The sequence below is a fragment of the Paenibacillus nuruki genome (assembly GCF_963311185.1).
In the GTDB taxonomy this organism is placed as follows: domain Bacteria; phylum Bacillota; class Bacilli; order Paenibacillales; family Paenibacillaceae; genus Saccharibacillus; species Saccharibacillus nuruki.
In genome coordinates this window covers 1016973-1041608 of sequence record NZ_OY725677.1, presented here as the reverse complement: position 1 = coordinate 1041608, position 24636 = coordinate 1016973, and the positions used below count along the sequence as shown (strand labels likewise).

22 protein-coding genes are annotated in these 24636 nt (G+C 39.5%); 4 read left to right on the top strand and 18 right to left on the bottom strand.

What is annotated here, in order from left to right; translation table 11 throughout:
- Positions 1-35: 35 nt before the first annotated feature.
- The 6 genes from RCP16_RS04640 to RCP16_RS04615 form a co-directional block, all read right to left on the bottom strand.
- Positions 36-1802, bottom strand: a complete 1767-nt coding sequence (locus RCP16_RS04640; RefSeq protein ID WP_308641760.1) for a cache domain-containing sensor histidine kinase — start codon at positions 1800-1802, stop codon at positions 36-38.
- A 598-nt stretch (positions 1803-2400) separates the two neighbouring features.
- On the bottom strand, positions 2401-3720 hold the full coding sequence (locus tag RCP16_RS04635) for an ABC transporter substrate-binding protein (RefSeq protein WP_137220667.1): 1320 nt from the start codon (positions 3718-3720) through the stop codon (positions 2401-2403).
- Positions 3721-3766: 46 nt separating this feature from the next.
- Positions 3767-4555, bottom strand: coding sequence for a carbohydrate ABC transporter permease (locus RCP16_RS04630; RefSeq protein WP_069327984.1), 789 nt, complete (start codon positions 4553-4555; stop codon positions 3767-3769).
- Between the two features lie 122 nt (positions 4556-4677).
- On the bottom strand, positions 4678-5610 hold the full coding sequence (locus RCP16_RS04625; protein ID WP_308641759.1) for a carbohydrate ABC transporter permease: 933 nt from the start codon (positions 5608-5610) through the stop codon (positions 4678-4680).
- Between the two features lie 303 nt (positions 5611-5913).
- Positions 5914-7881 (bottom strand): glycosyl hydrolase, encoded by a 1968-nt coding sequence (locus RCP16_RS04620; RefSeq protein ID WP_308641758.1) that lies wholly within the window; start codon positions 7879-7881, stop codon positions 5914-5916.
- Positions 7882-7991: 110 nt separating this feature from the next.
- Complete coding sequence (locus tag RCP16_RS04615; RefSeq protein WP_308641757.1) at positions 7992-9986, bottom strand: heparinase II/III domain-containing protein; 1995 nt, start codon at positions 9984-9986, stop codon at positions 7992-7994.
- A gap of 201 nt (positions 9987-10187) precedes the next feature.
- Between RCP16_RS04615 and RCP16_RS04610 the strand changes: the two genes are divergently transcribed.
- Positions 10188-10358 carry a hypothetical protein gene (locus RCP16_RS04610; RefSeq protein WP_161594180.1) on the top strand — a complete coding sequence of 57 codons (171 nt, stop codon included), beginning with the start codon at positions 10188-10190 and terminating at the stop codon, positions 10356-10358.
- Between the two features lie 169 nt (positions 10359-10527).
- Here RCP16_RS04610 and RCP16_RS04605 read toward each other — a convergent pair whose 3' ends face one another.
- From RCP16_RS04605 to RCP16_RS04585, 5 genes are all read right to left on the bottom strand, one after another.
- Positions 10528-11058 carry a VanZ family protein gene (locus RCP16_RS04605; RefSeq protein ID WP_069329788.1) on the bottom strand — a complete coding sequence of 177 codons (531 nt, stop codon included), beginning with the start codon at positions 11056-11058 and terminating at the stop codon, positions 10528-10530.
- A gap of 286 nt (positions 11059-11344) precedes the next feature.
- The gene (locus tag RCP16_RS04600; RefSeq protein ID WP_137220671.1) at positions 11345-11839 is read right to left on the bottom strand and encodes a hypothetical protein; all 495 of its coding nucleotides are present in this window, start codon (positions 11837-11839) and stop codon (positions 11345-11347) included.
- A 221-nt stretch (positions 11840-12060) separates the two neighbouring features.
- Positions 12061-12513 carry a hypothetical protein gene (locus RCP16_RS04595; RefSeq protein WP_308641756.1) on the bottom strand — a complete coding sequence of 151 codons (453 nt, stop codon included), beginning with the start codon at positions 12511-12513 and terminating at the stop codon, positions 12061-12063.
- Between the two features lie 187 nt (positions 12514-12700).
- Complete coding sequence (locus RCP16_RS04590) at positions 12701-13321, bottom strand: hypothetical protein (RefSeq protein WP_308641755.1); 621 nt, start codon at positions 13319-13321, stop codon at positions 12701-12703.
- Between the two features lie 385 nt (positions 13322-13706).
- Positions 13707-14093, bottom strand: coding sequence for a VOC family protein (locus tag RCP16_RS04585; RefSeq protein ID WP_308641754.1), 387 nt, complete (start codon positions 14091-14093; stop codon positions 13707-13709).
- 182 nt (positions 14094-14275) lie between these two features.
- On the opposite strand from RCP16_RS04585, the gene RCP16_RS04580 reads away from it, so the two are divergent.
- Positions 14276-15139: a helix-turn-helix domain-containing protein gene (locus RCP16_RS04580; protein WP_308641753.1), complete on the top strand. Its 864-nt coding sequence runs from the start codon at positions 14276-14278 to the stop codon at positions 15137-15139.
- 2 nt (positions 15140-15141) lie between these two features.
- A complete protein-coding gene (locus RCP16_RS04575) occupies positions 15142-15678 on the top strand; it encodes a GNAT family N-acetyltransferase (RefSeq protein ID WP_308641752.1) in 537 nt (178 codons plus the stop codon).
- Between the two features lie 107 nt (positions 15679-15785).
- On the opposite strand, the gene RCP16_RS04570 is transcribed toward RCP16_RS04575, so the two are convergent.
- Entirely contained in the window at positions 15786-16085 is a 300-nt protein-coding gene (locus tag RCP16_RS04570) for a hypothetical protein (protein ID WP_308641751.1), read from the bottom strand.
- 162 nt (positions 16086-16247) lie between these two features.
- Here RCP16_RS04570 and RCP16_RS04565 point away from each other — a divergent pair, with 162 nt between their 5' ends.
- Entirely contained in the window at positions 16248-16475 is a 228-nt protein-coding gene (locus tag RCP16_RS04565) for a helix-turn-helix domain-containing protein (RefSeq protein ID WP_308641750.1), read from the top strand.
- A gap of 387 nt (positions 16476-16862) precedes the next feature.
- Here the strand turns inward: RCP16_RS04565 and RCP16_RS04560 are convergent, their stop codons facing one another.
- The 6 genes from RCP16_RS04560 to dxs form a co-directional block, all read right to left on the bottom strand.
- Positions 16863-17255 (bottom strand): toxin-antitoxin system HicB family antitoxin, encoded by a 393-nt coding sequence (locus tag RCP16_RS04560; RefSeq protein ID WP_069329112.1) that lies wholly within the window; start codon positions 17253-17255, stop codon positions 16863-16865.
- Between the two features lie 426 nt (positions 17256-17681).
- Positions 17682-18515, bottom strand: a complete 834-nt coding sequence (gene spo0A / locus RCP16_RS04555) for a sporulation transcription factor Spo0A (protein WP_083243611.1) — start codon at positions 18513-18515, stop codon at positions 17682-17684.
- A 324-nt stretch (positions 18516-18839) separates the two neighbouring features.
- A complete protein-coding gene (gene recN / locus RCP16_RS04550) occupies positions 18840-20579 on the bottom strand; it encodes a DNA repair protein RecN (RefSeq protein WP_069329110.1) in 1740 nt (579 codons plus the stop codon).
- A gap of 134 nt (positions 20580-20713) precedes the next feature.
- Complete coding sequence (gene ahrC / locus RCP16_RS04545; protein ID WP_069329109.1) at positions 20714-21163, bottom strand: transcriptional regulator AhrC/ArgR; 450 nt, start codon at positions 21161-21163, stop codon at positions 20714-20716.
- A gap of 472 nt (positions 21164-21635) precedes the next feature.
- Positions 21636-22493 carry a TlyA family RNA methyltransferase gene (locus RCP16_RS04540; protein ID WP_069329108.1) on the bottom strand — a complete coding sequence of 286 codons (858 nt, stop codon included), beginning with the start codon at positions 22491-22493 and terminating at the stop codon, positions 21636-21638.
- Between the two features lie 106 nt (positions 22494-22599).
- A complete protein-coding gene (gene dxs, locus RCP16_RS04535; RefSeq protein ID WP_273594371.1) occupies positions 22600-24504 on the bottom strand; it encodes a 1-deoxy-D-xylulose-5-phosphate synthase in 1905 nt (634 codons plus the stop codon).
- Between the last annotated feature and the right edge of the window lie 132 nt (positions 24505-24636).

Here is a 24636-nt window from a genome sequence, read left to right as displayed (position 1 = left end):
ACCATATAAAATACTATTCCTGCTATGGATCAATTCTATTGTCTATGTGGCAATCCGATCTTAATTTCTGTGCCTTCACCGGGATGACTTTCTATGTGTACTAGTACCGAAGAACCATAGATCATTTGCAGACGGCGTATTACATTCGTCAGACCAATTCCTGAAATAGCAGGTACAGGTGGTGAGCTTGATTGGTGTTCTAACGGGATTGAATCAGATGATGCTTTTTCGGATAAATCAGTATGTGTAGATTCTGATCGTGATAAAGGATGTAGAGCATATTCTATGTTTGGTTTTTGAATCTGATCAATCACTTGTTGTACAGCTTGCAAACGTTTTGCATTCATACCTTCTCCGCTATCACGAATACTGATCCAGATATATGGATCTTCTAACCAAGATTGTATCCACAAAATACCGCCATACTTCGATAACCCATGATGGTAAGCGTTCTCAACAAGCGGTTGAACGATAAATCGGGGTACGTATTTGTCGATTGTATCTGGCGATAATTCCATGTCTAAGTGCACTTTCACTTCTCGCTGAAAATCAACCAGACGAATATAATGTTGTACGGTTTCCATTTCTTCTTGAAGCGAAATACATTCGTTACCTCGATTGACAGTCATTCGTAGTAAAGAAGAAAGTGAACCCAATAATACAGCGGCGTCTTCAGAACCTTTTAACAACAGATCCATCCGAATCGCTCCCAAAATATTAAATAAAAAATGAGGGTTAATCTGTGCTTGTAGCATTTCTAGTTCTGCTTTGCGACGTTCACTTTGTTCACGTTCGATCTGGATAATCATCTCTTCGACACGGTCTAACATGGCATCTAGCGATTGACCGAGCACACCAGCTTCATCTTCTCCTCGAATACCGGAGCGAATACTGAGATTATCATTATCAATTTTGCGGACGACCTGCGTTAATTTGACAATCGGACGGGTGAGACGAGCAATCCCTAGCACTAATAAAATCAGGAATACGATCAGTACCGCCATCTGTACAAAATTCGTCACTTGATAGATTCGGTTAATCTTTTCAGCAGCAACACCATAAGGCACTAATCCTTCCAATCTCCATCCAGCCACAGACATATCTCTTTCCAGTTCTAGAATACCTTCTTGTGGATGATACAGTTGACTAAAATCATTACCGATCATCTGGCTATTGGGATGAGAAATAATCTGATTATCTTCGCCTACGATCATCATTTGAATGGTAGAATCGTACTTATTCAGTACCGCTTTGAGTTGTTCTTCATTCATACTAACAATTACATAACCATAGACTTTGCCTGATAATAAGCGTAAACTGCGAGCCACCGAGAGCATGTGGGTGGTTGGTTCGTCTTTGGATTGCAGGTACGATGGATGTAGCAAAAAGTTAAGCTTACCCCCTGTGATAAATGTACCGCTATGGGTCAGTTGATGGATATCCAACTTATCCAACTGGTATTGATCTGACTGGAAATTGCTATAGATCATTTTACCATTTCCTGTCCAGACCGAGATATAGACTTGTTCTCCTGCATAAGAAAGATTATCTAGTTTCTTGGTCACATCCGAAGCTTCAGTCTGTCCTACATAGATACCACTACGTCGATATTTGAGTGCTAGATTGAGTTCTTGATCCAAGTACAGATAGTTGGAAATATAGATCAGGCGATTGATCTGATCGGTTAAATACAGATTCGCCGCATCAAGTGAATTGCCTGCATTCTGCAAAACGGTTTCTTTCATCATGTCTTTGGTCAGCCAACTGGATAACATTGTGCCTGCGCCGATCGTTAACAGCAAGCAACAGGCCACGGAGGCAATCAGCTTGCCCCTTAGTGAAGTATGCCAGATTCTCCTCCATGCCTTCATGCTCATATGACCTTTCGTTTTGGATTAAAAGTTTAGATCAAAAATGGAATGGGGCTTTGGGGCATCATCCGCTGCGGCAGAGGTATTGTCCTTGTCATCGCTGGTGAACAAAAATACCTTGATTGACCGCTGGCGGTCGGTATTTTTATTCAAAGGCGATCGCTTCGCTTTTTCAGGACAATTCCTTTGCCTTCGCTCCGTGCTCCCTAGCCACCACTCTATTTCTTGATGTAAAGCTTTCTTAATTTAGGGTAGCCGTGTTAGTGCTAAAAGAATTAGTTGGTTTGTTTTACAAGAATATTGGTTTTGTAGTGATTAAAGTATGGTTTGATAGTGATTGGGATTTCTTTGTTGTAACTTTAGTATAGAGTTTTTGGTTATTACATAAGAATATTTTAGATGAATTAGTATGATCTTATTTTAGTTGGTATACGGGCTTGTTTTCTTGTTTTATAGTTTAGGAATTTTTTTCTTTTCGTTTTGGTTTATGATTTTCGGCTTAGTGTCATTCTTTAATAGATGCTACGGATTAGCTTTTGTTAGCGTCTATGATTTGTTGGACAATGGCTTTGGCGTTGGTGATGGTGGTGTCGATGTCTTGTTTTTGTAAGATATATTTTTCGAATTCAGCGTTTACTTCTTGTTCGATTTCGCTCAGGTATGGAACAGCTGGCGCTTTGTTAATGCCTTTGCTGACTTTGAAGGTGTAGATGAGTGAGTCTAGATCGACATTTTCTGGATGTGTACCGTTATTGATAATACTTTCTAGTGCTTTACTAACATCTGCTTTTTGCCAAGAGGAGATATCTGTTCCTTGTGCTTGGATACCTTCTGTTGTCATCCAGCGGATAAATTGCATAGATGCGTCTTGTTTGTCTGATCCTGCACCTATTCCATAGTAATCATAATCATTGCTTGAATAGATTTCTTTGGTATCTGCGTTATTTTTAGGATAAGGTGCTACAGCGACTTTGAAGTCAGGTGCAGATTCTTTGCTTCCTGCGATATTGGAGTTCATCCAGCTTCCCATAACTAACATGCTGGCTGATCCGCCTAGAAATTGATCACGATAATTTAATTTTTGTGAAATCGCATCGCTATATGGAACGGCTGAATGATCTTCGTGTTCTGCTTGATAACGCAGTTCGAAAGATGCACGGAAGTTAGGGTCGTCCATGTTGGATGTACCGTCTGCTTTGAGATAGCTATTATTTTCAGGTTGATTCAATAGTTCAAGTAACGTCTGAGATGCCCATGTATGGAAGTATACACCATAGTAGCTATGATCCGGTGCTGTCAATTTTTTGGCATATTCACGGAATTCATCCCATGTCCAATCGGTAGGTACTTTTAAGCCTGCTTTATCCAGACGATCTTTGTTCAGTAACACATACGTAATCGCACGTTTACCCGGTAATGCATAACGTTTACCATCGACTGCGAAGTCAGCTAAGTATTCATCTTCATATTTAAAATCAATCAAATCGTCCAGTGGTGCAAACATGCCCATATCCACACGTTGAGCGTACGTATTCGCATTATTGACCATCACCACATCAATAGGATCGCCCGAACCTGCGGCAAGGTCTAACTTTTTGATATATTCATCGGTATCACTTTTTTCAGATAAACCTACATATTCAACTTCAATATTTGGATTCTTTTTTTGCCATGCGGCATAGACATCATCCCAGTGGAATTGATCTTTGGTATACCATGTGTAAAATGTGATTTTAGTTTTGCCATCTGCTGTTGTGGCACTTTCTTTGGCTTGTCCACAGCCTGCGAGTACTAATAGTAGGCAACAACTCATGATGATCATCGATTTCCATTTTAGATTCAGCTTCATTATAATCCCCCTTAGGATATATACATTTGATATAAATGAATAACAGTTACCCTTTCACGCCACCGAGTGCAATTCCACCGATAACATGTTTTTGTGCTAATAAAAAGACGATCAGTAAAGGTAAAATCGCCGAGCATGTGCCTGCCATAATGAGTGAGTAATATTCGCCTGTAGCATCGGCAAAGCGGTTAATACCTAATTGAACTGTAAATAATTCAGGAGAACGTAGGAAGATCAATGGTGCTTGATAGTCATTCCATGTCCAGATAAATCGTAAAATGGCATAGGTTGCAATAAAAGGCTGGACTAAAGGCAAAGCAATTTGAGCGAAAATACGTGCATGCCCTGCTCCATCAATCTTGGCAGACTCGATAAATTCACTATGAATCGACATAAATGCTTGTCGTAACATAAATGTACCAAGCGCACTGAACGATTCAAGCAGTACCAATCCGATATGCGTATCGAACAATCCTAGACTGCGATACATAATGAATTGAGGCACTAATACCGCTTGCCCTGGAATCATAAACGTAAGTAACACGATAATAAATAATGTATCCCGACCTCGAAAGTTAATTTTGGAAAAAGCATAGGCTGCCATCGCTGAAGTGATTACTGAGATAAGGATGGTCATCACCGAGACTTTGATCGAGTTCCAGTAATACAACATAAATGGTGGATCACCGAACCATACGGCACGATAATTTTCGACTACATTCCATGTATGTGGAATCCATTGAACCGGATATTTGAACACATCGGCTTCTGGCTTAAACGATGCTGATAACATCCAGATAAAAGGTAGTAAAAAGATAATCCCTATCACCAGCATGATAACGGTTACAATTATTTTCGTCAAAGACAGCTTGGCTCTTTTGGGACGATGCGTTGACGATACATTTGGAGCTGAAATCGGATGTTCCAACAGCTACACCTCCTTATCGATCCTATTCATTAGTAGTTGACCCATTTTTTCTGACCCCAGAATTGAATACCGGTAATCAGTAAAATAACAGCAAACAGAAATACCGATTCTGCGGCGGCATAACCCATTTTCAAATTCACAAATGCTTGATCGTAAATTTCATATACCATCACATTGGTTGACTTGGCAGGTCCGCCCTGCGTAAGAACAGCAATTAGATCAAATGTTTTGAACGAATAAATGATACCGGTAATCAACAAGAAAAACGTAGTCGGTGATAACATCGGTACGGTAATGGAGTGAAACTTACGCCATGATGATGCACCATCAATATCAGCCGCTTCATACAGATCTTTCGGAATCGATTGTAACCCTGCGAGATAGACCACCATATTGAAGCCAATCGATGTCCAGACCGTAATCATCATAATCGACGGTAATGCATACGTAGGATCGGCTAACCATTTCGGCGGATTGGTGACACCCAGCGACATTAAGAAACCATTTACAGGGCCTTGAGAAGGATGAAATAAAATCTGAAATACTATCGCTACAGCTACAACACTTGAGATATACGGCATAAAGTAAATGATTTTGAAAAAGCTTTTAAAATACACTTTCTCATCGACTACAATAGCGATCACCAGTGAAAATAATAGAGTGAACGGAACCGCTAATAACAATTTGATATTATTGAGCATAGAGACGAAGAATGATTTGTCTTGAAACAAATGACGGAAATTATCTAGCCCTATCATTTCAACACCACGGAATCCTTGAATAAAGTTCCATTTGGTCAAACTAATAAAAAATAACGACACCATCGGGATCAGTATAAAAATAGTCAGTCCGATCAACATGGGTGCCGCAAATAGATACCCTGCAATCGTTTCTTTGGCTGTGGTTGATAGCCAGCTCTTGGACTGCGATGAGGCTGTAGATTGAGATGCAGAACGCTCCACGAGTCGTACCTCCTTGTAGAATAGTGCAACAGCCGCGGACTGTAGCCTTATTCGGTTAATATCTTATGTTCTAAGTGTATCGTGGAAAGCCTGATCATTTAAGACACAGAACTGACCTGTTTCCAAACAATTTTTACCTATTGTGGTTAAAATAATGTTTTGAGACGGTAGGATTGTTTGGTTAACATGCTCTACTGTTCTTATTGAAAATAAAAAATAGACAACAAAAAATAGCCCGGTTATGCTACCCGAGCTATTTCTTTATCTTTTTATGCTGATCACGTTATGGATCATGACTCATTTCTACGGTAACCAGATTTCAAACGAAATGCGCTGACCTGGCGCTTCAATTCTCGCTCCGCGCAACAGACCATTCCGACTAGCCACTTGCTCTGCTTCTTGGGGAAAAGTAATCATTGAGTGCGGTGTTACAGGTACGATTCGTAATTGTTGCCCCCGATACGTCAGTGTAATGGCTTCGGTAGATTCTTGAGTAGCTGTTTCTATCACAGAAGATTCTTGTCCATCCGATTGAAACAACGGAATCCAAGCACCGATATGATCAATCTGTTGTGTGGATTGCTCGCTGTCTTGGTCATGCCCTACTTCATACGTGATTACGATATGCCCGGGAGACTGTTCATAGGTCGCTATCACATGGTCGATTCCTTGTAACGGCCCTTGCCACTTGATCACAAGATGACTATGATCCGAGGTGGTTGCTGACTCCGCAATCGTATACGAACCTCCGCCATCCGATGGATCAACCCCTGCATCTCGGTCGAATGGAAACACCGTTGAGAATCCTTCTGCTAGATGATGCCATACCTCATCCTTTGTCTGCCATGCCGGCATATGACTCAGCGGAAAAATAGCACCTGTAGCAAACTCTGTAAATCCTTGATTCTGATGCCCTGAAGAAGAAGTGGCTAGATTCGCATGTAAGCCCGCTCGCTGAATACGGGCTACTCCCGGAATCATATATGGATCATTAAGTGCCGTATGGATTACCAACTGCTGACCGGGGACAGAACTAAATACCGTTTCAAACCAACCATCTGCCTGAAGTGTACGGCTGCCTAGCTCTACTGGAATCGGATAAGGCATGATCTCCTCCGCCTGTTCATACCAGAGCGTATACGCCAGAGCGGCGGCTGTCCATAGATTGTAAGTCGTATGATTGCTGTATACTTCATATCCATGCCGCTCCTCTGCCGGGTAATGATTACGTACAATCTGTACATAACCATCAGGCATTTGCCATTTTGCGATTGCTTCCCATGTCAGATCTGCCGCATGACGAAATGCACCTGCCCACTGTACTTCTCCATCTGCATAAGCTTGTTGCGCTTGGATCGTAAAAATAAATGCGGCTGCGGCTTCATTCCATTGATGTTGTGCACTACGTCCTCTTGGGGGTAATTCTCCAAGTGGTGATAGAGTCAATAACGAACTTATCGCTCCATGTTGCAACTGAGTCTGTAGTTCAGATGCAGTGGTTCCTTGATAACCGGATAACATCATCACACTTAAATGGTACCTTGTAGCAATATCGTAAGCGAATGGGCTATTCGGTCGATCTAGCGGGCCATCTTCGTACCATCCCAGTGCAGTGAATCGAGGCAGATGATATTGTTGCAAATAATCATCTATCCATGTCGTATCAGTAGGTGCTATTCCTTCGGCTTGTCGGATCACTTCTCCAGATAACATAATCGCATTCCAGTTAATCATTCGATTAGGATTTTTCATTTTGCTCATTGTAAATAGATAGGTCTGTTCAGGCTCAATCGTAGCTAGCGATTGCTTCCATAATTCAGCTTGTTCTGGCAGTCTACTTTTCAAGATACGATAAGCACCCATAATCATAATAATAAAAAAGTCAGGATGTTGATCAGGTGTGCGCTCACTTATCAGTAACTCAATACTATGAGTCAAAGCTTTTGCCGCAGAGTCTAGTAAGTCTTCTCGCCCACTGCTCACCAGAACAGCCGCCGCCAGTGCGTACGAAGGTGTCGAATAATAACGTTCTGCTTCAGAATGGGGATCGATAATCGCTCCGTTATCTTGCTGATGAGTGGCATAATAATCTACCATTTGACTTAACATGTGTACTTTTCGCTCTTTCGTCCAATCTGAAGCTGGTAAAGGCTGACTCTGTTGCAATTGCTGTTCATAAGCGAGAGCTTCATCTGCCCAGCCATAAGAAGACGGATTCCATCGATTCCACTGTTTCAAAATAACCCCTTCTTTCGGTATTTTGATAATCATGATTGCGCTTACTTCTTCATGAGTTCAGTGTAGCATCTTGTTTTCTCCGATACGATTCACAGATTTGACCGATTAAGCGACAATCTTGACTCTACTGCTACAAGCATAGATTAAAGAGGTCGGATCACAAATGGCAACTCCACTACTACATCCAACCATTCGGATTGTTGTGGCTTTACATCTTCTGATACAAGTTCTGATTGAGCTATATCTGGTCTAGATGTACTCTGTTCTATAGAAGACAAATACTGAATAGATGTCCGATATAAGACTAGCGCTTGTCCTTCATGATCGACATGTTCGATCACTTCTACATTTACTTTATCCTGAGCATGCAAAAGATTCAGACACACTTCTGCTTTTCTTCCTTGCCAGCGTACTTGATCTGCTTCGACTATCGGCTTAATTTTACTAATTAAACGTTCTATAATAGGTGTTGCTGTAGTATAGTTCTGATTTGAAAAGCTTGATGTATCCAAACTACTTTCATACGAAACAGAATGATTCTCGTCTAGATTATTATTCTTATAGAAGCGAAATTGATCTATACAGTCTATCGTCACTTCTTCTTGACCGATCGGAACTTGCCAATCGAGACTACGTGTATATTGGTGCAACGACTGATGGTCATAAGCATGAGTCAGATCTACTTTCCATACCGCATATTCTTTCTCTTCTTCTTTCCATACCTGCGGTTCTACCACGCTAGCATAAGCTTCACGTCCACTTTGTTGTTCTTGTCCATCAATCTGTGGTACAGAATGTCCTGCTGACGAAATATTAAGAATCTGTTCTCGACCATGTGCAAAATAAGCTTGTGTATACAGCCCTGCTCCAAGATCAGATAATATATTTTCTCCACCTGCATGAATAATAAAAGAACCTAGATCATTATGGTTATGCGGTTCATCGTTATGCCCACCTTTTGTGGCTAAAGCGACCGTGATTTGTGAATCTGGAAGTTCATTTTTACAGATCATCCACTGGAGATCAGGCAAATATATACTTACATTGTTAAAAGGTGTTGGTACTACATTAGATGCAAAATAACGCGGGTCTGCCCACAACACATTACGAATCAAATGCGCCCAACGGCGACAAGGATCATCCATCAGTCGATTCATTTGAAAAGGTAACGAATAATGATGCCCTGTCCATTCACTTAATCGAGATAATAATCCTGCTGGTAATATCTCTTCCTCATCACTATCCGAGAAATTAACAAATACACCTTCTGACAAATGGATATGCTCGGGAAAAGCCGCCATCTTCATCATCTTTGTAGATCTCAATCTCCATTCATGCTGTGGCTCATATCGAACAAGCATATCTACAAAATACGTATAATAACCGAATCCATACACCCAATACCCTAGCCCTTCTGCACACCCTCCATCTTCTCCATAACCAGATAGAAAATGATCCATAGCCCCGATCACTCGTTCCAGAATCTGCCCACGTACAGGATCATCTGATTTCAATAACAACAATGCCGCTATCCCACATCCTGATCCACAGACCGCTGACCAATTATGATCTGCTGTTTCCCATGTGAAAAGTTGCTCAGAATCACTCATCGGCTTAAATATCCGTCGCTGCACTTCAAGTTCTATCCGCTTCATTATGCGAGTATCGAGCCGACCCTCGAATAAGGTATACAGTTCTGCTACCATGGCTGCTGTCTCTGCTGCAAATAAATCTATCTCTTCCCATACGGCTCGCTCTGTACCTTCATTCGACGGAGGCAAATGCGCAGGCAAGCACCATGTGTACTCATTGCATATATCCCATAATGCTTCTTCCAATGCTTCTATGTAACAGGTCACATCATCGGTTGTATTCAAGCTGACAATAGCCAGTGCTCCAATACGTCCTCTTTTTTCAAAATAAAGTTGCTGGTACTCTTCACGTCCTCCATGATCAGCAAATTCACGAAATGCTTCAAAGGTCAGTACCGGAATAGGTGTAATCAATGCTTGATTGGCTAGATTCTGTAGCTCTCTCCACCATACTTCATAATCAGGATCTGTTAATGTATCTTGTAATCGTTGCTGTAAATGATCTACACCCCACGCAAACGTTGAAGCGTTGGCAGACATGCTCATTCAATTCACCTCATTGATATTGTGATTGTTGATTGTTGATTGTTGATTGTTGATTGTTGATTGTTTTGAAGATACCGCTTTCAACGATAAATGTATATCTATTATGAATTTTTCATATAATGAAATAATTATAAATGACTGGATATTTGACCATTATAGGTTATGCTATATAAAAATAAATATGTAGTTGGAGGGATAACCATGAGTGTAAATACAGAATTGGAACAACACATCACTACATTGACGGATGAAGAAAAGAACGATTTTATCAAACATATCTACTTAATCTTAAATAATCGCAGTAATTCCGATCTAATCGTACGTGCCAAAATCAGTGAATTGGTAGGTCGTTATATCAATATTGCTAAATAAGATTATGGTAGACGGATAATGGATCTTGCTATTCGAACTGCTGATCCTTTTTACTTTTCGCTATACTTACATCTACTATTTTCTGCATACCAAAAAGTCGCTTCTTTAATACAAGCGACTTTTTGTGTTGACTGCTATGTTTGACTTGCCTACTTCTAATTACAGATATTTAACGGAAACGCAGTCCACTTTTTTTATGTTTACGTTTACGAATCCAGATGTACATCATCACCACTACCACGATTCCGATCCCATCGACTAACGTATCTTCAAAATGCCCGGTTCTGCCAACAATAAAGGTCTGATGCCATTCATCAGATAGCGCATATAGATAAGAAACTATCCCTGCCCATATCAACGGCATATACTGCCTACGGCTCCACGGCGAAAATACTCGACATAGCAAAAACGTTAATAGCGCAAATTCAACCACATGAGCTATTTTGCGAATAAAAAACTCAAAAAAATCATATGGCGATTGGCCACTTACCAGATAACCATCATAAGAAAATTCAATAGTCGGTGTAAATGTGGTTAATGTAGATTCTGGAATCAAGTTGGCTAGAAATGGCTTCAAATCCTGCTCGGTATAAGGCTGATGGGATTTATAAAAAATAAAAGCCATCCAACCTAAAGCCAGTATCGTCCATATGATCCACCCTACAGATGGAACTTTTCTACTACTATAGATAGAACTCATTAATCTTATCCCTCCAAACATATGCAGCATAGTATATCATATCCTGCACACTGGATCATCACTCTGTACAAAACAACATATCAAAAAACAGCCTGATCTATACCAGACTGTTTTGGTCATTACAGTATGTATTTCCTAGCACATACGGCTATTCTAGTATGTTTTTATCTTATCGACCCTATCGTGTCTTTAATCAAACATACTAGCTAGTCGTTAACTTATTGATCATTTTCACACTTGTCTAGACAAACAGTCATTTTTCACGTTGCAATGACAGAACTATATTCTATTCGATAGGAGCACGTTCTACAAAATATTTATTTGTCATATAGAAAGCTTCACCGCGTGATGTTTCCACTTTTCCTTTTTTCGGATCGAGGAAGACAATTTCTTTACACTTCGTGCAATACCATTTGGTACGCATAAACGGTGAATCTGTTGTATAAGCTGTTCCACATTTACAATCGACTTTAATCAAAATCTCATTCGCTTTATAAGCAGTGCTCAAGTCCTCAGCAGGATGTTGTTGTTCTTCCGGCTGAATCGGAACAATCACACGTTGATGATCAGAGAATTGATTTTGTACTTTAAAGTCAGCAACTAATTCTGGATTCAATCCAAAAAATTCTTTACCTATATTAGTCACATAACGCGTATTGCTTCTATAACTTTCAAGCCATTCCTCAATTTGTTGGTTAGATAAAGGTACAGTACCCTTAATACCACTGTTCAAGGTATATGTCATGATGTGCAAAGCATCGCTTGTTCTGCTTGAGTACATTAGAAACCTCCTCTTTCTTCAAAGCTAATGTACTATAAATCATCGTTTTTATCAAAGCACGAAATTAACTAAAATCCCATGTTCTTGAATTCGCTAGTACATATATGCCGTTTTATTCCCGGTAAAACGGATGATTACATTTTTGTTACAAATAAGTCAGCAAGCATCGGACCCTACTTTCTAGCCTATCCCCCCTATTCGCGATGATTATGTATCATTGCTTAACTTATATAATCGCCCAGATCGACATGCCACTTTATCTGGTTGCGGGCAATCCACAATTGAACAGCCTCATGAAAATGCTGAGCATATTGCTTACGGGATACCTGATTTACAGTACAAAAATGCTCTATTAATTGATATTTTTCTACCCAATCTTTCATCGTAGCAAAGCCAATATGCTTGATCATATGACATTGAAAGCAAAGTGACTGAAATCCAGTAAGAGACTGAACTTGCGTCTGGTTATCAAATGTCCATAATTCATGGCAATGTAGCTTATCGATCGTATCCCCTTTGATACGTTCACAGATACAACACGTATACTGATCCCGTCTCTGAATATCCTGGCTGAACTGTCTCCATTGATAGGAAGTGAACTGATTACGAAGATTCAAATGCATCGTCGATTCGGGAATTAATTCTATTTGTAACTTTAAATCATTCAGATTCATAGAAGTTTCCTGTCATCTAAGAGATTTTAAACTTCCTTATATTATAACACTAATGTTAATAATTTATAACACTAATGTTAACATTAAGGCAAGTCTAGAATCAGTTTTGAATCGCATAGTTAATGCGATTAAACTTTTGATCATTATATATCAATTATTCATTTTTTGAAATCGTTAAATCTAAGAATTATGGATTTCGATTATTTAGTTTAGCGATTAATTCAAATTTTCCATTGGTATTATTACCGATTTCATAATTATTAATCGTAAGATAGACCACTGTATCTTTATTCCATGTTGGTAGAAATTCTCCTTCACCATAATAATCTTGAACATCCGTAATCATCTGTTCACATTTCACTTTCAATTGCTGATCCGGTAAAGTGTATACTCCTTGTGCGCTATAACTAGCTTCCATATTCGGCTGGTTGTAAATATCAATATAGAGATAATCCAAATGATGGGATGTATCTTTGTAAAAATAGACTTTGTTTACCACAAAATCATCTGTGGCTAGATAATCTTCGATCTGATGGGTCATATCGTGAATAGCTGTATCTTCTCGAAGATCAACGTAATTGTTCTGAACATGGGTTAACTTCTGCTGATACTGCTCCAGCTTCTTTGCGAGTGCTAGATTATTTTGTTCACTATGATCTATGGCTATATTTAATCTGGCATTGCCCATCCACAATAGACTGGCTATAGCAATGATAAGCAAGATAAGAACAACTACAAATACTCCTCCACGAACACTTTTTTTGCGGCGAATCATTGCAGTAGTCCAATCCTTTTCTAAAAACCGCATAACGACCTCCTTAAATATATTCTCGTTTGCATTATACCTGAAAGTGTATGCTTGTGATCTCTTTTTGAGTATTTATGAGTAATGAATCAAGACTTTGGAATGAGGAAATAAACAGGCTAGGTCTATTCACTTATTTTATAAAAATTTGTCAAAAATACTAGCTGTTTATGTAAACCTATGGTAATATTAGTTCATACAGAAAGGAGGTGCGTCAACATTCAGATTAACATGTTGAACGCGTCCTTTACCCAATCCGAGGTTCTTGTCTAAACCACACGAACTTCGGAGGCGCGGGATGCGGATCAAAGATTTCAATTAGCGCCATCGGGTTAGAAAGACCACCTTCGGGTGGTCTTTTTATGTGCCCTTTTATAATGAAGATACGCTACTCTGCTTCATAGGGAGCATCCAATTCAATAATATTGTGATCGGGATCAAGAATATAGATTTGTGCAAATCCCGCCAGACTATGAGGACGTGCCTCGTAAAATACCTGTTGTTGATCTAACCACTCCAATGTCTCCGAATAGCTTTTCACCCAGATCGCCAAATGCCCATCTGTCGAATCAATACCACCCTGACGCAATGTCTCTCCTTGCGGTTGCTCAATCAAATGTAACTGCTGATTCCCAAGAGCATACCAGATGCCTACAGAATCAAATGGTGGACGCTCAATCTCTTGAAATTGGAGCACATCAGAATAAAATACACGTGATACTTCAATATTGCGTACAGCAAGACTCATATGGTGAATATATTGAAATTCAATCATAAGCGGTTCTCCTTTGTTGTTTTTTTCATTGTTGCAACATTCTTTTTCTATATTAGCGGTATGTATCTATAAAGTAAATTCAGTTTAGAAAAAGAATTGCCAATCATTAAGAGAACGCTTACAATATGAAATATTAATATCCGCTTGTCTACATACTTTCTAAACCAGGAGGCATATGTAAGATGATATCCAGCGAAAATGAATTGCATCCTTTTTCTCAAAAACCGATTCGCTTTATTCTAACTCCTTCTCCTGTCGCTCAATCCACCTACCTGTATGTTCAAGAAATCGGTTATACGGATATCGAAGCCTCTTCTTCTATTAAACATGCTCGTATTGCTTCGTATCTATTTTTATATACGTTATCCGGTACAGGTCATCTGTATTATCAAGGGCAATCCTATTCATTACAAGCTGGAGATTTCTTCTGGATCGATTGCACAGAAGAATACCGCTATGAAGCAGATGCCGGTCAACAGTGGGAAACATTATCTATACATATGTATGGCGCTACGATAGAAGGTTATTATCGTCAGTATGAAGCCAATCAATTGCCTATTTATCATGCCCCATCATCTTCTATTCTGCTAGAGCTTGGACTGCAATTGCTCAACTTACAATATACTCGTACGCAAAAAACAGAGTTACTGAATGCGCAACTCCTCACCCAATTATTAACCGAGATCATCATGACGACGATCTATGCAAGAGACAATACCTACACGATCCCATCCAAAATACTCAATATACAGACCTATCTCGAACACAACTATACTCAAGCGATCACACTGGATCAGCTTGCCCGACAATATGGGATGAACAAATTTCAATTAACCAAAGACTTCAAACAATATATCGGACTCCCTCCGATCGAATACCTGATCCATATTCGGATCAATGCTGCCAAAGGCTTGCTACAATATTCCGACAAAAGCGTCCAAGAAATCGCCAATGAAGTCGGCGTAGAAAATGTATCTCATTTTATCAATTTATTCAAAGCCAGAGTCAACTGTACCCCGCTTAGTTATCGGAAAGAATGGTCTTAACAATGCTTATTTCGAACAGTCATTTGTCTATTCGTGCTCTTCGCATGGAAGATAAAGATATACTGGTTAAATGGATGTCTAATCCTACAGTACTCCAATATTATCAAGGTCGGGACGAACCACTGGATATGGAAAAAGTGACTGAAATCTTTTACGATCCAGATACTGAAGATGTGCAGTGTATCATCGAATATGAAGGTGTACCTATAGGCTATATTCAGTATTATCTATTAGATGAAGAAAGTAGACAGGCATACGGATATCAGGATGCTGACGAAATCATCTATGGGATGGATCAGTTTATCGGAGAACCGGAGTATTGGAACCGAGGAATCGGTACTCTACTTATTCAGACGATGATTACCTTCTTGACACAGCAAAAACAAGCCCATCGTATCGCAATGGACCCTCAGACATGGAATACGAGAGCACTCCATTGTTATGAAAAATGTGGATTTCAAAAAGTAAAATTATTGCAAAAACATGAATGGCATGAAGGACAATATCGGGATTGCTGGTTGATCGAATATAAACGGTAAGGAAAAGTTGTAATGAGATTAGACACATTTGAAAAATATACAATTGTACGTTATGATTTGGCTGATATACATAAATGAAAAACGTGTCTGGTAGAGGATATTCGAGGTCAATAACTGTACAGCACCTGACTCAATTGCAAGCCGTCTTTGACCCCCTGCTCATACATTGTCGATTCTGCCAATCCTTGAATCAACGTAACCACTTCTTCATATTGAGTGAACAGAATTTGGATGTCTGGTGGTAGTTGATCATAGATGGTAGCGAATAGTTCGGTGCATTCAGTAGTAAGTGCCTGATATTCAGGTGAAGGCGAAATAGCATCTTCACTGACTTGATCCATACGTGTGGATATGAACTGATTGAAGGCTTCTTTGATTTGGGCTTTTCTATGTAGTAGTTGGGTCATTGTTTACCTCTACTTTCTGCATTATTAATTACTTTTCAAGATTATATAAGCTTTAAATAAAATTACATAATTTAACGATTCCAATATACCGATATCGATATATTTTCTTCTCCCAAATAATATCACGATATCGGTATATAGTCAATACTTTTAGGAGGAAATATGGTCAAACTTGTTATCAAACTAAAACAAGCATTAAAAGATAGATCAATGACTCAAAAAGAACTTGAAGCTCTTTCTGGTGTCCCTCAATCTAAAATTTCAATGCTTTGTAATAATAACTATCAAGAACTTAATATTGCTAATATTGAAAAGATTGCAGATGCGATGGGTATTATAGATATATCTGAGCTTATGGATTTTGTCGAAGATGATAGTTTTGAAAATTAATATACTTTTAAAAAATATACGAGAAGAAGAAATCTTACTCAAATGTAACTATCTGAATTCTTTTTATCAAGTAATTATATTGGAATCTTAGAAATAATTGATTTAACAATAAAGTTATTAAAAAAGGTTAAGAATTCTTGACCTTTTTTTAGGTATCTTCTTTCTTAAATCTTTAGCAATTATAATCTCAGGTATATATCCTAAAGTTCTAATTTTAATTAGCCATTCAATAACTTCTATTTTAAAATATATAGATGAATTCTTTGAGAAATCAATAGTTCCATCTTCCAAAATTACTCTGAATGATTAACATTATATAATTAGAAAAATTTATATAAACAAAAAAGACCAATACTATGATCAGTATTGGTCTTAACTCTACCTTACTTATAATTTCAACTTTTCTCCAACTGTATTCCCTGGTATTCCTAAAGCTTGAGCTAAATGGACAACAGCAAATTGATTAGCGGATACGCCTTCTTTTTTAGCAGCATTGAGCAATTGCTTGTGCATTGTTTTAGGCATACGCAAAGGTATTTGTCCAGATGGCAAATCTTCGTTTGGCTCTATAATTTCTGCACCAGATTCTAACTTGATTTCTAAATAATCACGTTGTATTTCTTCCAATTCAGCGATTACTTCTGCAATGGTAGGTGCATCGGTGTGACAGCCAGAAAGTTCTTCAACTCTAGCGAAATAATAGATACCATCTCCGTCATTTCTTTTAGTAATTTCTATAGTATAAGGAAGATTCATATAATACTCTATATCTTTACTCATTCCTGTTCACTCCTTTTATTTAATATCTATACGATTTAAAGTCTAATCTTCTATCAATCGATCTAACATTTCTTTTATGTATGAAATCTTTAAAGGATTTTCTTCTTTTAAAACAAATACATTTCCATGGGGATCACCATATATCCTGTGAGAACCTCTTTTACGTTTTAATTCATAACCATAATAGATTACACTTTTGCCGCTTCACTATACGATATACCTCTTGGTTGATTTCGCATTTTATCTATTATTTTTTCAATAGATGCCATAAACAACAACTCCTTCTTTGAAATAATGATATCATATGTGATATCATTATTTCAATATAATACTAGATTTATATACTAAATAGCCCTTATTTCTAAAATACTGTTCCTTAGAAATAAGGGCTATTTTTCAATCTATTTCATCGTATATTATAGACAATTAATTCGGAACCTTATGCTCAATTCTTAGCTTATCCGCTACCATCGCGATGAATTCACTATTGGTAGGTTTGCTTTTACTAATATTGATCGTATAGCCAAATAAATGACTGATACTATCAATATTCCCTCTTGTCCAAGCCACTTCGATGGCATGACGGATGGCACGTTCTACACGGGAAGGGGTTGTTTTGAATTTGTCTGCAATCGCAGGATACAATGTTTTGGTGATCGATCCTAGAATCTCGATATTGTTGTAGACCATCGTGATCGCTTCACGTAAGTATTGGTAGCCTTTGATATGTGCAGGAACGCCGATCTCGTGAATGATCGCTGTAATATTGGCATCCAGATTTTTACCTCTGGTTACAGGCGGTAGACCGTTATTCACTTTATTGCCCATGCTGTTGCTGTTATTACCCGGTTGCATATTGCCACCGCTATTGGTAATCGGTGATCCTACCAATTGGCGTACACGACTCACCAATACTTCCATATCGAACGGCTTGAGGATGTAATAGGATGCACCCAATTGTACGGCACGTTGTGTGATATTTTCTTGACCGAATGCTGTTAGCATAATAATCTTCGGTGCTGGAGATAGATTCATGTCTCGCAAGCGCTCCAATACACCCAATCCATCGAGGTGTGGCATAATAATATCCAAGATCAATACATCTGGAAGCTCTGGTAATTGATCGATCATTTGCAATACTTCTTCTCCGTTAAATGCTATACCTGCTACTTCCATATCTTCTTGACTGGAAATATATTCAGCAAGCATATTGGTAAATTCACGATTATCGTCCGCTAATAATACTTTAATATCTGACACGTTATAATTCCTCCTTATAAGTTCTCTGTTACTATGGCATAGCGGTTTGTTGTACTTACATTCATAGTTTTGGGGGACAAGCAGAAAATATATTTAAACTTGAAGTACTGTGATCATCAAGTCGCTACAGAAATTTGACTGTTTTGGACTCTTTATTATACTTTTCGACACCAACAAGGGTATTCCTGCTGTCGAATGTAAAAAAGCGGATTATTTTTCCATATTTGCTAACTTGGTTGATAAACGTTCCTTTTCTATATGTATAACACAAAAGGAAGAGCGTTAAGCTCTTCCTTTGACTTGAGCATCTTATTTCAAGATTGTTTAATGTACCGCATACGTAGAACTGTCTTTGCGAGCTTCCGCTAGCTTCAACATTTCATGAGCATGATGATTGGTTTTCTCTGTAATCTCTACTCCACCAAGCATCCGTGCAAGTTCATCTACACGTCCATCTTCATGAAGCGAAGTCACACGAGTCGCTGTGCGATCTCCAACAATATGCTTTTCAATTAGATATTGATGATCTGCCATACAAGCTACCTGAGGTAAGTGAGTAATCGAGAATACTTGGCAATCGGCAGATAATTTGAACAATTTCTCTGCGATCGACTGTGCCGCCCGACCACTAACCCCTGTATCCACTTCATCAAATACCAGTACAGGAACTTGATCATGACGAGCAAAGATGCTTTTCAGAGCAAGCATAATACGTGACAACTCACCACCAGAAGCGATCTTACCCAGTGAACGTAACGGTTCACCCGGGTTCGGAGAGATCAAAAATTCTGCATTATCAATTCCCTGACGGGTAATACGAATATGACGTCCATTCCACTCGGGTCCATTCGCATCATCAATATAATCCATATTGACACGCAGCGAAGTACGCTCCATTTGTAGATGTTTGAGTTCTGCTTCGACTTGACTGGCAAGTTCGTCTGCCGCTTTGCGACGAACTTTACTTAGTTTCTCACCGGTCTGAAGCAATTTATCACGTAAACGATCACGACGTTCTATCATTTCAGCCAGACGTTCGTCTTTATTTTCAAGCAGATCTGTCTCATGTTGAATCTTCTCATAGTAAGTTAGAATTTCTTCTACATTGTCACCATACTTACGACGCAGACCTGAGATTTGATTCAGACGAGTTTCTACTTCTTCTAGACGACCTGGATTAAATTCGATATTCTCCCGATAACTCCGTAATTGGTAAGCTGCATCTTCCAATTGGTAAAAAGCAGATTGTAACTGCTCTAGGATAGGATCTAACGCTTTGGAATCGTAACGAGTGACATCTTCCAGTTGAGAAATAGCGACCGTTACAGAACCCATACCTCCGTCTCCATTGATTGAATGATATCCACCTACGATAGCTTCCATCATTTTTTCACTATGAGAAAGACGTAGACGCTCTTCCTGTAATAGCTCATCTTCGCCGATCTCTAGTCCTGCTGAAGAAATTTCTTCAAGCTGGAAGCGATATAGGTCAAGCATCTGGTACGTTTTCTGGCTTGTTTCTTGCAGATCACGTAATTCACGTTCGATTTTGGCATAGTCTGTATATTGTTGTTGATATTGAATTTTTAATGGATTAATATCTGCAAATCCGAATGTATCGAGTAAGCTCAGATGACGTTCTGGCTTCATCAAAGATTGGTGCTCATGCTGTCCATGAATATTGACCAGTTGCTCACCGATCTCACGCAACATCGTCAGATTCACTAACTGTCCATTAATACGCGCAGTACTCTTACCACTCGCTGTAACTTCACGGCGAATGACTAGATGTTCTTCTGCGGTTCCCTGAATGCCAAGTCGTGACATCGTATCCCATACGGGGTGATCGCCACGTAACTCGAATAACGCTTCCATCTCAGCTTTATCATTTCCGTAACGTACCAATTCCGCTGAACCTCTACTACCTGCAATCAGACCTAATGCATCAATAATGATTGATTTACCCGCACCTGTCTCACCGCTCAGTACATGGAATCCTTTATGAAAATAAACGTCGATTTCTTCAACAACAGCCAGGTTTTTAATGCTCAGCATAACTAGCATGAGCCTCACTCCTCTTCGTATAAAAGACTATGGAGCAACGCTTTAAGACCGATATGGAGCAAGCTCATGCGGTTAAGCTGGCAACTTGTGTGCCGAGCCGAACATTAACGTATCAATTACAACGACATCAATGATTATGAAATAAAGCTCATAATTTGATCAATGACCTGTTGGCTGTCTTCCGGTTGACGACAAATAATCAGTAGCGTATCGTCTCCTGAAATAGTTCCCATAATCTGAGGCCATTCCATATTGTCGATCAGCGCTGCGATTGAATTTGCTGTACCTGGTAAGAACTTCATAACCACCAGATTAGTTGTAAAATCTACTTGCAAGAAATTGTCCACTAATGCACGTTTTAACTTTTGCACCGGGTTATAACGTTGATCCGTTGGTAATGAATATTTATACCTTCCGTCATCCGTTGGAATTTTGATTAGTAATAATTCTTTGATATCTCTTGATACCGTTGCTTGGGTGACTTGAAAGCCTGCATTACGCAATGCTTCCACTAAATCGTCTTGAGTTTCAATATCTTGATGGGTGATAATCTCCCGTATTTTGATATGTCGTTGTCCCTTCATAAAGACCTCCGTTTGTGATGTGCTCTCTATAGTGTTAACCTTCCGCTATCTCTATCTCTGTGTATTTATGCATCGTACACAGAATATGCTCATCCATCTTTATTCGTGAACATATACGTAGATTCCTTTTTGTGAATGGAAAATACTGTAGATATGAGGATCATTGATCATTAGCCGAACAGATTATCCTATTGTAACATCCAGAACGAGAAGGTCCAAGCCTAAGCGATATCGATCAGATCGATTCACCATTTGGCAGATAGGCTACACATGTAGTGTTAAGCGCTATAGTCGGAACGTTCGTTCTCATTATATAGGAATACCTGTTCGTAAATCAATAGTCTTTTGGAATTAGTTTTTTCTTCCAGTTGAATCGCTTCATGCGAACAAAAAAACCTGAGCTCAGTAACATACACCGAACATCAGGTCTTTGTTGTGCTTGCATAGATATAGGTCATGCTGTATGAATGTTTTACTTTTTGGCTGAACCACCGCGGAATGTATGAGCGGCTTCAAGGGCTGTCTGAGAAGCAAGCGCAGGAATATCAATAACATCCAATTGTTCGATCGTATCGTCCCCTTCACCGGAAGGTAGATACCAGTGAGCTAGAAATTCGATATTGCCTTCTCCTCCTGTAATCGGGGAGAACGTTACGCCTTTGAGTACATATCCGATCTCTCTTGCAAACGTAAGAACATGCAGTAATACTTCTTCATGAATCTTCGGATCACGCACTACGCCTGTTTTACCGACTTTGTCACGACCGGCTTCAAATTGAGGCTTGATCAGCGCTGCAATATCAGCAGGACGATTAAGCAATTCTTTCAGCGGCGGCAACATCAATCGTAACGAAATAAATGACACATCGATACTTGCAAAATTAGGTCGTGGTCCTTCTAGTTGATCCGGTGTCATATAGCGGAAGTTGGTACGTTCCATCACTTGTACTTGCGGATGATTGCGAAGCGACCAATCCAGCTGATTGTACCCTACGTCAATCGCATACACGTATTCTGCCCCATGTTGAAGTGCACAGTCGGTAAATCCTCCTGTAGAGGAACCAATATCAAGCATGGTACGTCCTGTCATAGGAATTTCAAAATGTTTCAATGCTTTCTCTAGCTTCAATCCACCGCGGCTTACATACGGATGAACCGAACCTTTGACATTTAGATCGGTGTCACGAGCTATCTTCATGCCTGGCTTCTCCAGACGCTCTGTGCCTGCGTAGACCAATCCAGCCATAATTGCTGCCTTGGCTTTCTCACGACTCTCGTAGTAGCCTTGTTCGACGAGTAAGACGTCGATTCGTTCTTTGTCACTTGCCATGATTGGATATCTCCTAGCTTGCAAAATGAAATAACAACATGAAACGAAGCGGAAAGAATGCCCTCCGCTTCGCTTCTGTTGATCTTATGGTGTAGAGATACAAATGTTAAACTGAGTTTTTGTGAAAAGTAATTGCTTCGCCTGGCGCAAGCGCTTTGAGAGCGGTAGCGATATTTTCAGTGGTTAATCCAGCTTCACGTTGCTGATCTTTGATACTACCGTGTTCGATAAATTCATCCGGTACACCCATGATGCCTACAGCAACATCGTGTAATCCTTTAGAAGCAAAGAACTCAAGCACAGCACTACCCATACTACCTGCTTGTGAAGCTTCTTCAACTACAAGCATACGTGTACCTTTTGCTGCTAGATCAAGCAACAATTGCTCATCTAATGGCTTCATAAAGCGAGCATTAACGACAGATATGTTCATACCGTCACGTTTCAGTTCATCCGCTACTTCAAGTCCAAGTTGAACCATCGGTCCAGAACCTAGAATCGCGTAACCTTCACCTTCACGTACCGTTTCCCATTGTCCGATCGGAATCGCTGTCAGCACTTGATCCAATGGTACACCTAAGCCACTAATCCGTGGGTAACGGTAAGCGATAGGGCCATCATTGTAATCGACAGCTGTTTTCATCATATGACGAAGTTCATTCTCATCCTTCGGCATCATAATAACCATATTCGGAATATGACGCATAAATGCGATATCGTATACGCCTTGATGCGTCTCGCCATCTGCGCCGACAAAGCCAGCACGGTCAATAGCGAACATCACATTGGCATTATGACGACAAATATCATGTACAATCTGATCATAAGCACGCTGCATAAAGGTAGAATACACTGCATATACAGGCTTCATGCCTTCCATCGCAAGCGCCGCACACATCGTTGCTGCATGTTGCTCTGCAATCCCTACATCAATCATACGATCCGGGAAACGAGCTGCAAATGGGAACAATCCAGAACCACCAGGCATTGCTGGCGTAACTGCCACAATACGCTCATCTTGTTCTGCAAGTTCGATCAATGTCTGACCAAATACCTCGGTATACATCGGATGACCGCCTGCTGCTTTGAGCACTTGACCGGATTCAATTTTGTATGGTGTAATACCATGCCATTTGTAAGAATCGGCTTCAGCTGGTAAGTATCCTTTACCTTTGATCGTCACCACATGGATTAATACAGGTCCTTCTACATTGTCTGCTTGTTGCAACGTTTCCAACAATTTCGGTAGATCATGACCATCCACAGGTCCCAAATAGGTAAATCCTAGTTCTTCGAACAATACGCCAGATACCATAGCATATTTTAGTGTATCTTTAAGCTTTTCAGCCGTTTTAGCAATTTTATCGCCGATTGCTGGAATCTTTTTGATCAATGATTCCATTTCGTCTTTTGCACGCAAATAATTTTTATCCGAGCGAATCTTACCCAAATATTTATGCATTGCGCCTACGTTTGGAGCAATCGACATTTCGTTATCATTCAAGATCACTGTCAATTTACGTTGTTCATGACCGATATGGTTCAATGCTTCGAATGCCATACCGCCTGTTAACGCACCATCACCAATAATAGCGATAACTTTGTTATCTTCTTTTTTGAAATCACGTGCAAGTGCCATACCCATAGCTGCGGATAAAGAAGTGCTGCTATGTCCAGCTTCCCATACGTCATGTTCACTTTCATTACGTTTTACAAATCCGCATAATCCTTGGTATTTACGTAATGTATCAAAACGATCCATCCGTCCTGTCAATACCTTGTGCACATACGCTTGATGTCCAACATCAAAAATCATTTTATCCTTTGGACTATCATACAAATAATGAAGTGCCAGGGTGAGCTCCACTACACCCAGATTAGAAGCAAGGTGCCCGCCAGTTACTGACAATTTTTCGATCAGAAATTGACGAATCTCGCCTGCTAAATCGGCTAATTGTTCCGTTGTTAGATCTTTAAGATCACTTGGTTGATGAATCTGTGGAAGCAGCACACCATTTCCCCGCTTTCCTTGTTGAATGCTTATCGACATCCAATTGGTTTTAAAATTATAATGTTTACCTTGTCCAACTTTTCATCTATCTTTTATATTATTATTCACTATATCACAACATTCCCTTTTTTT

What these genes read in the sequence shown, in the direction of transcription:
- RCP16_RS04635 (WP_137220667.1), bottom strand. Translation starts at nt 3,720, where the DNA reads ATGAAGCTGAATCTAAAATGGAAATCGATGATCATCATGAGTTGTTGC.
- RCP16_RS04630 (WP_069327984.1), bottom strand. Translation starts at nt 4,555, where the DNA reads ATGCTGGTGATAGGGATTATCTTTTTACTACCTTTTATCTGGATGTTA.
- RCP16_RS04620 (WP_308641758.1), bottom strand. Translation starts at nt 7,881, where the DNA reads ATGATTATCAAAATACCGAAAGAAGGGGTTATTTTGAAACAGTGGAAT.
- RCP16_RS04615 (WP_308641757.1), bottom strand. Translation starts at nt 9,986, where the DNA reads ATGAGCATGTCTGCCAACGCTTCAACGTTTGCGTGGGGTGTAGATCAT.
- RCP16_RS04610 (WP_161594180.1), top strand. Translation starts at nt 10,188, where the DNA reads ATGAGTGTAAATACAGAATTGGAACAACACATCACTACATTGACGGAT.
- RCP16_RS04605 (WP_069329788.1), bottom strand. Translation starts at nt 11,058, where the DNA reads ATGAGTTCTATCTATAGTAGTAGAAAAGTTCCATCTGTAGGGTGGATC.
- RCP16_RS04600 (WP_137220671.1), bottom strand. Translation starts at nt 11,839, where the DNA reads ATGTACTCAAGCAGAACAAGCGATGCTTTGCACATCATGACATATACC.
- RCP16_RS04595 (WP_308641756.1), bottom strand. Translation starts at nt 12,513, where the DNA reads ATGAATCTGAATGATTTAAAGTTACAAATAGAATTAATTCCCGAATCG.
- RCP16_RS04590 (WP_308641755.1), bottom strand. Translation starts at nt 13,321, where the DNA reads ATGCGGTTTTTAGAAAAGGATTGGACTACTGCAATGATTCGCCGCAAA.
- RCP16_RS04585 (WP_308641754.1), bottom strand. Translation starts at nt 14,093, where the DNA reads ATGATTGAATTTCAATATATTCACCATATGAGTCTTGCTGTACGCAAT.
- RCP16_RS04580 (WP_308641753.1), top strand. Translation starts at nt 14,276, where the DNA reads ATGATATCCAGCGAAAATGAATTGCATCCTTTTTCTCAAAAACCGATT.
- RCP16_RS04575 (WP_308641752.1), top strand. Translation starts at nt 15,142, where the DNA reads ATGCTTATTTCGAACAGTCATTTGTCTATTCGTGCTCTTCGCATGGAA.
- RCP16_RS04570 (WP_308641751.1), bottom strand. Translation starts at nt 16,085, where the DNA reads ATGACCCAACTACTACATAGAAAAGCCCAAATCAAAGAAGCCTTCAAT.
- RCP16_RS04565 (WP_308641750.1), top strand. Translation starts at nt 16,248, where the DNA reads ATGGTCAAACTTGTTATCAAACTAAAACAAGCATTAAAAGATAGATCA.
- RCP16_RS04560 (WP_069329112.1), bottom strand. Translation starts at nt 17,255, where the DNA reads ATGAGTAAAGATATAGAGTATTATATGAATCTTCCTTATACTATAGAA.
- recN (WP_069329110.1), bottom strand. Translation starts at nt 20,579, where the DNA reads ATGCTAGTTATGCTGAGCATTAAAAACCTGGCTGTTGTTGAAGAAATC.
- ahrC (WP_069329109.1), bottom strand. Translation starts at nt 21,163, where the DNA reads ATGAAGGGACAACGACATATCAAAATACGGGAGATTATCACCCATCAA.
- RCP16_RS04540 (WP_069329108.1), bottom strand. Translation starts at nt 22,493, where the DNA reads ATGGCAAGTGACAAAGAACGAATCGACGTCTTACTCGTCGAACAAGGC.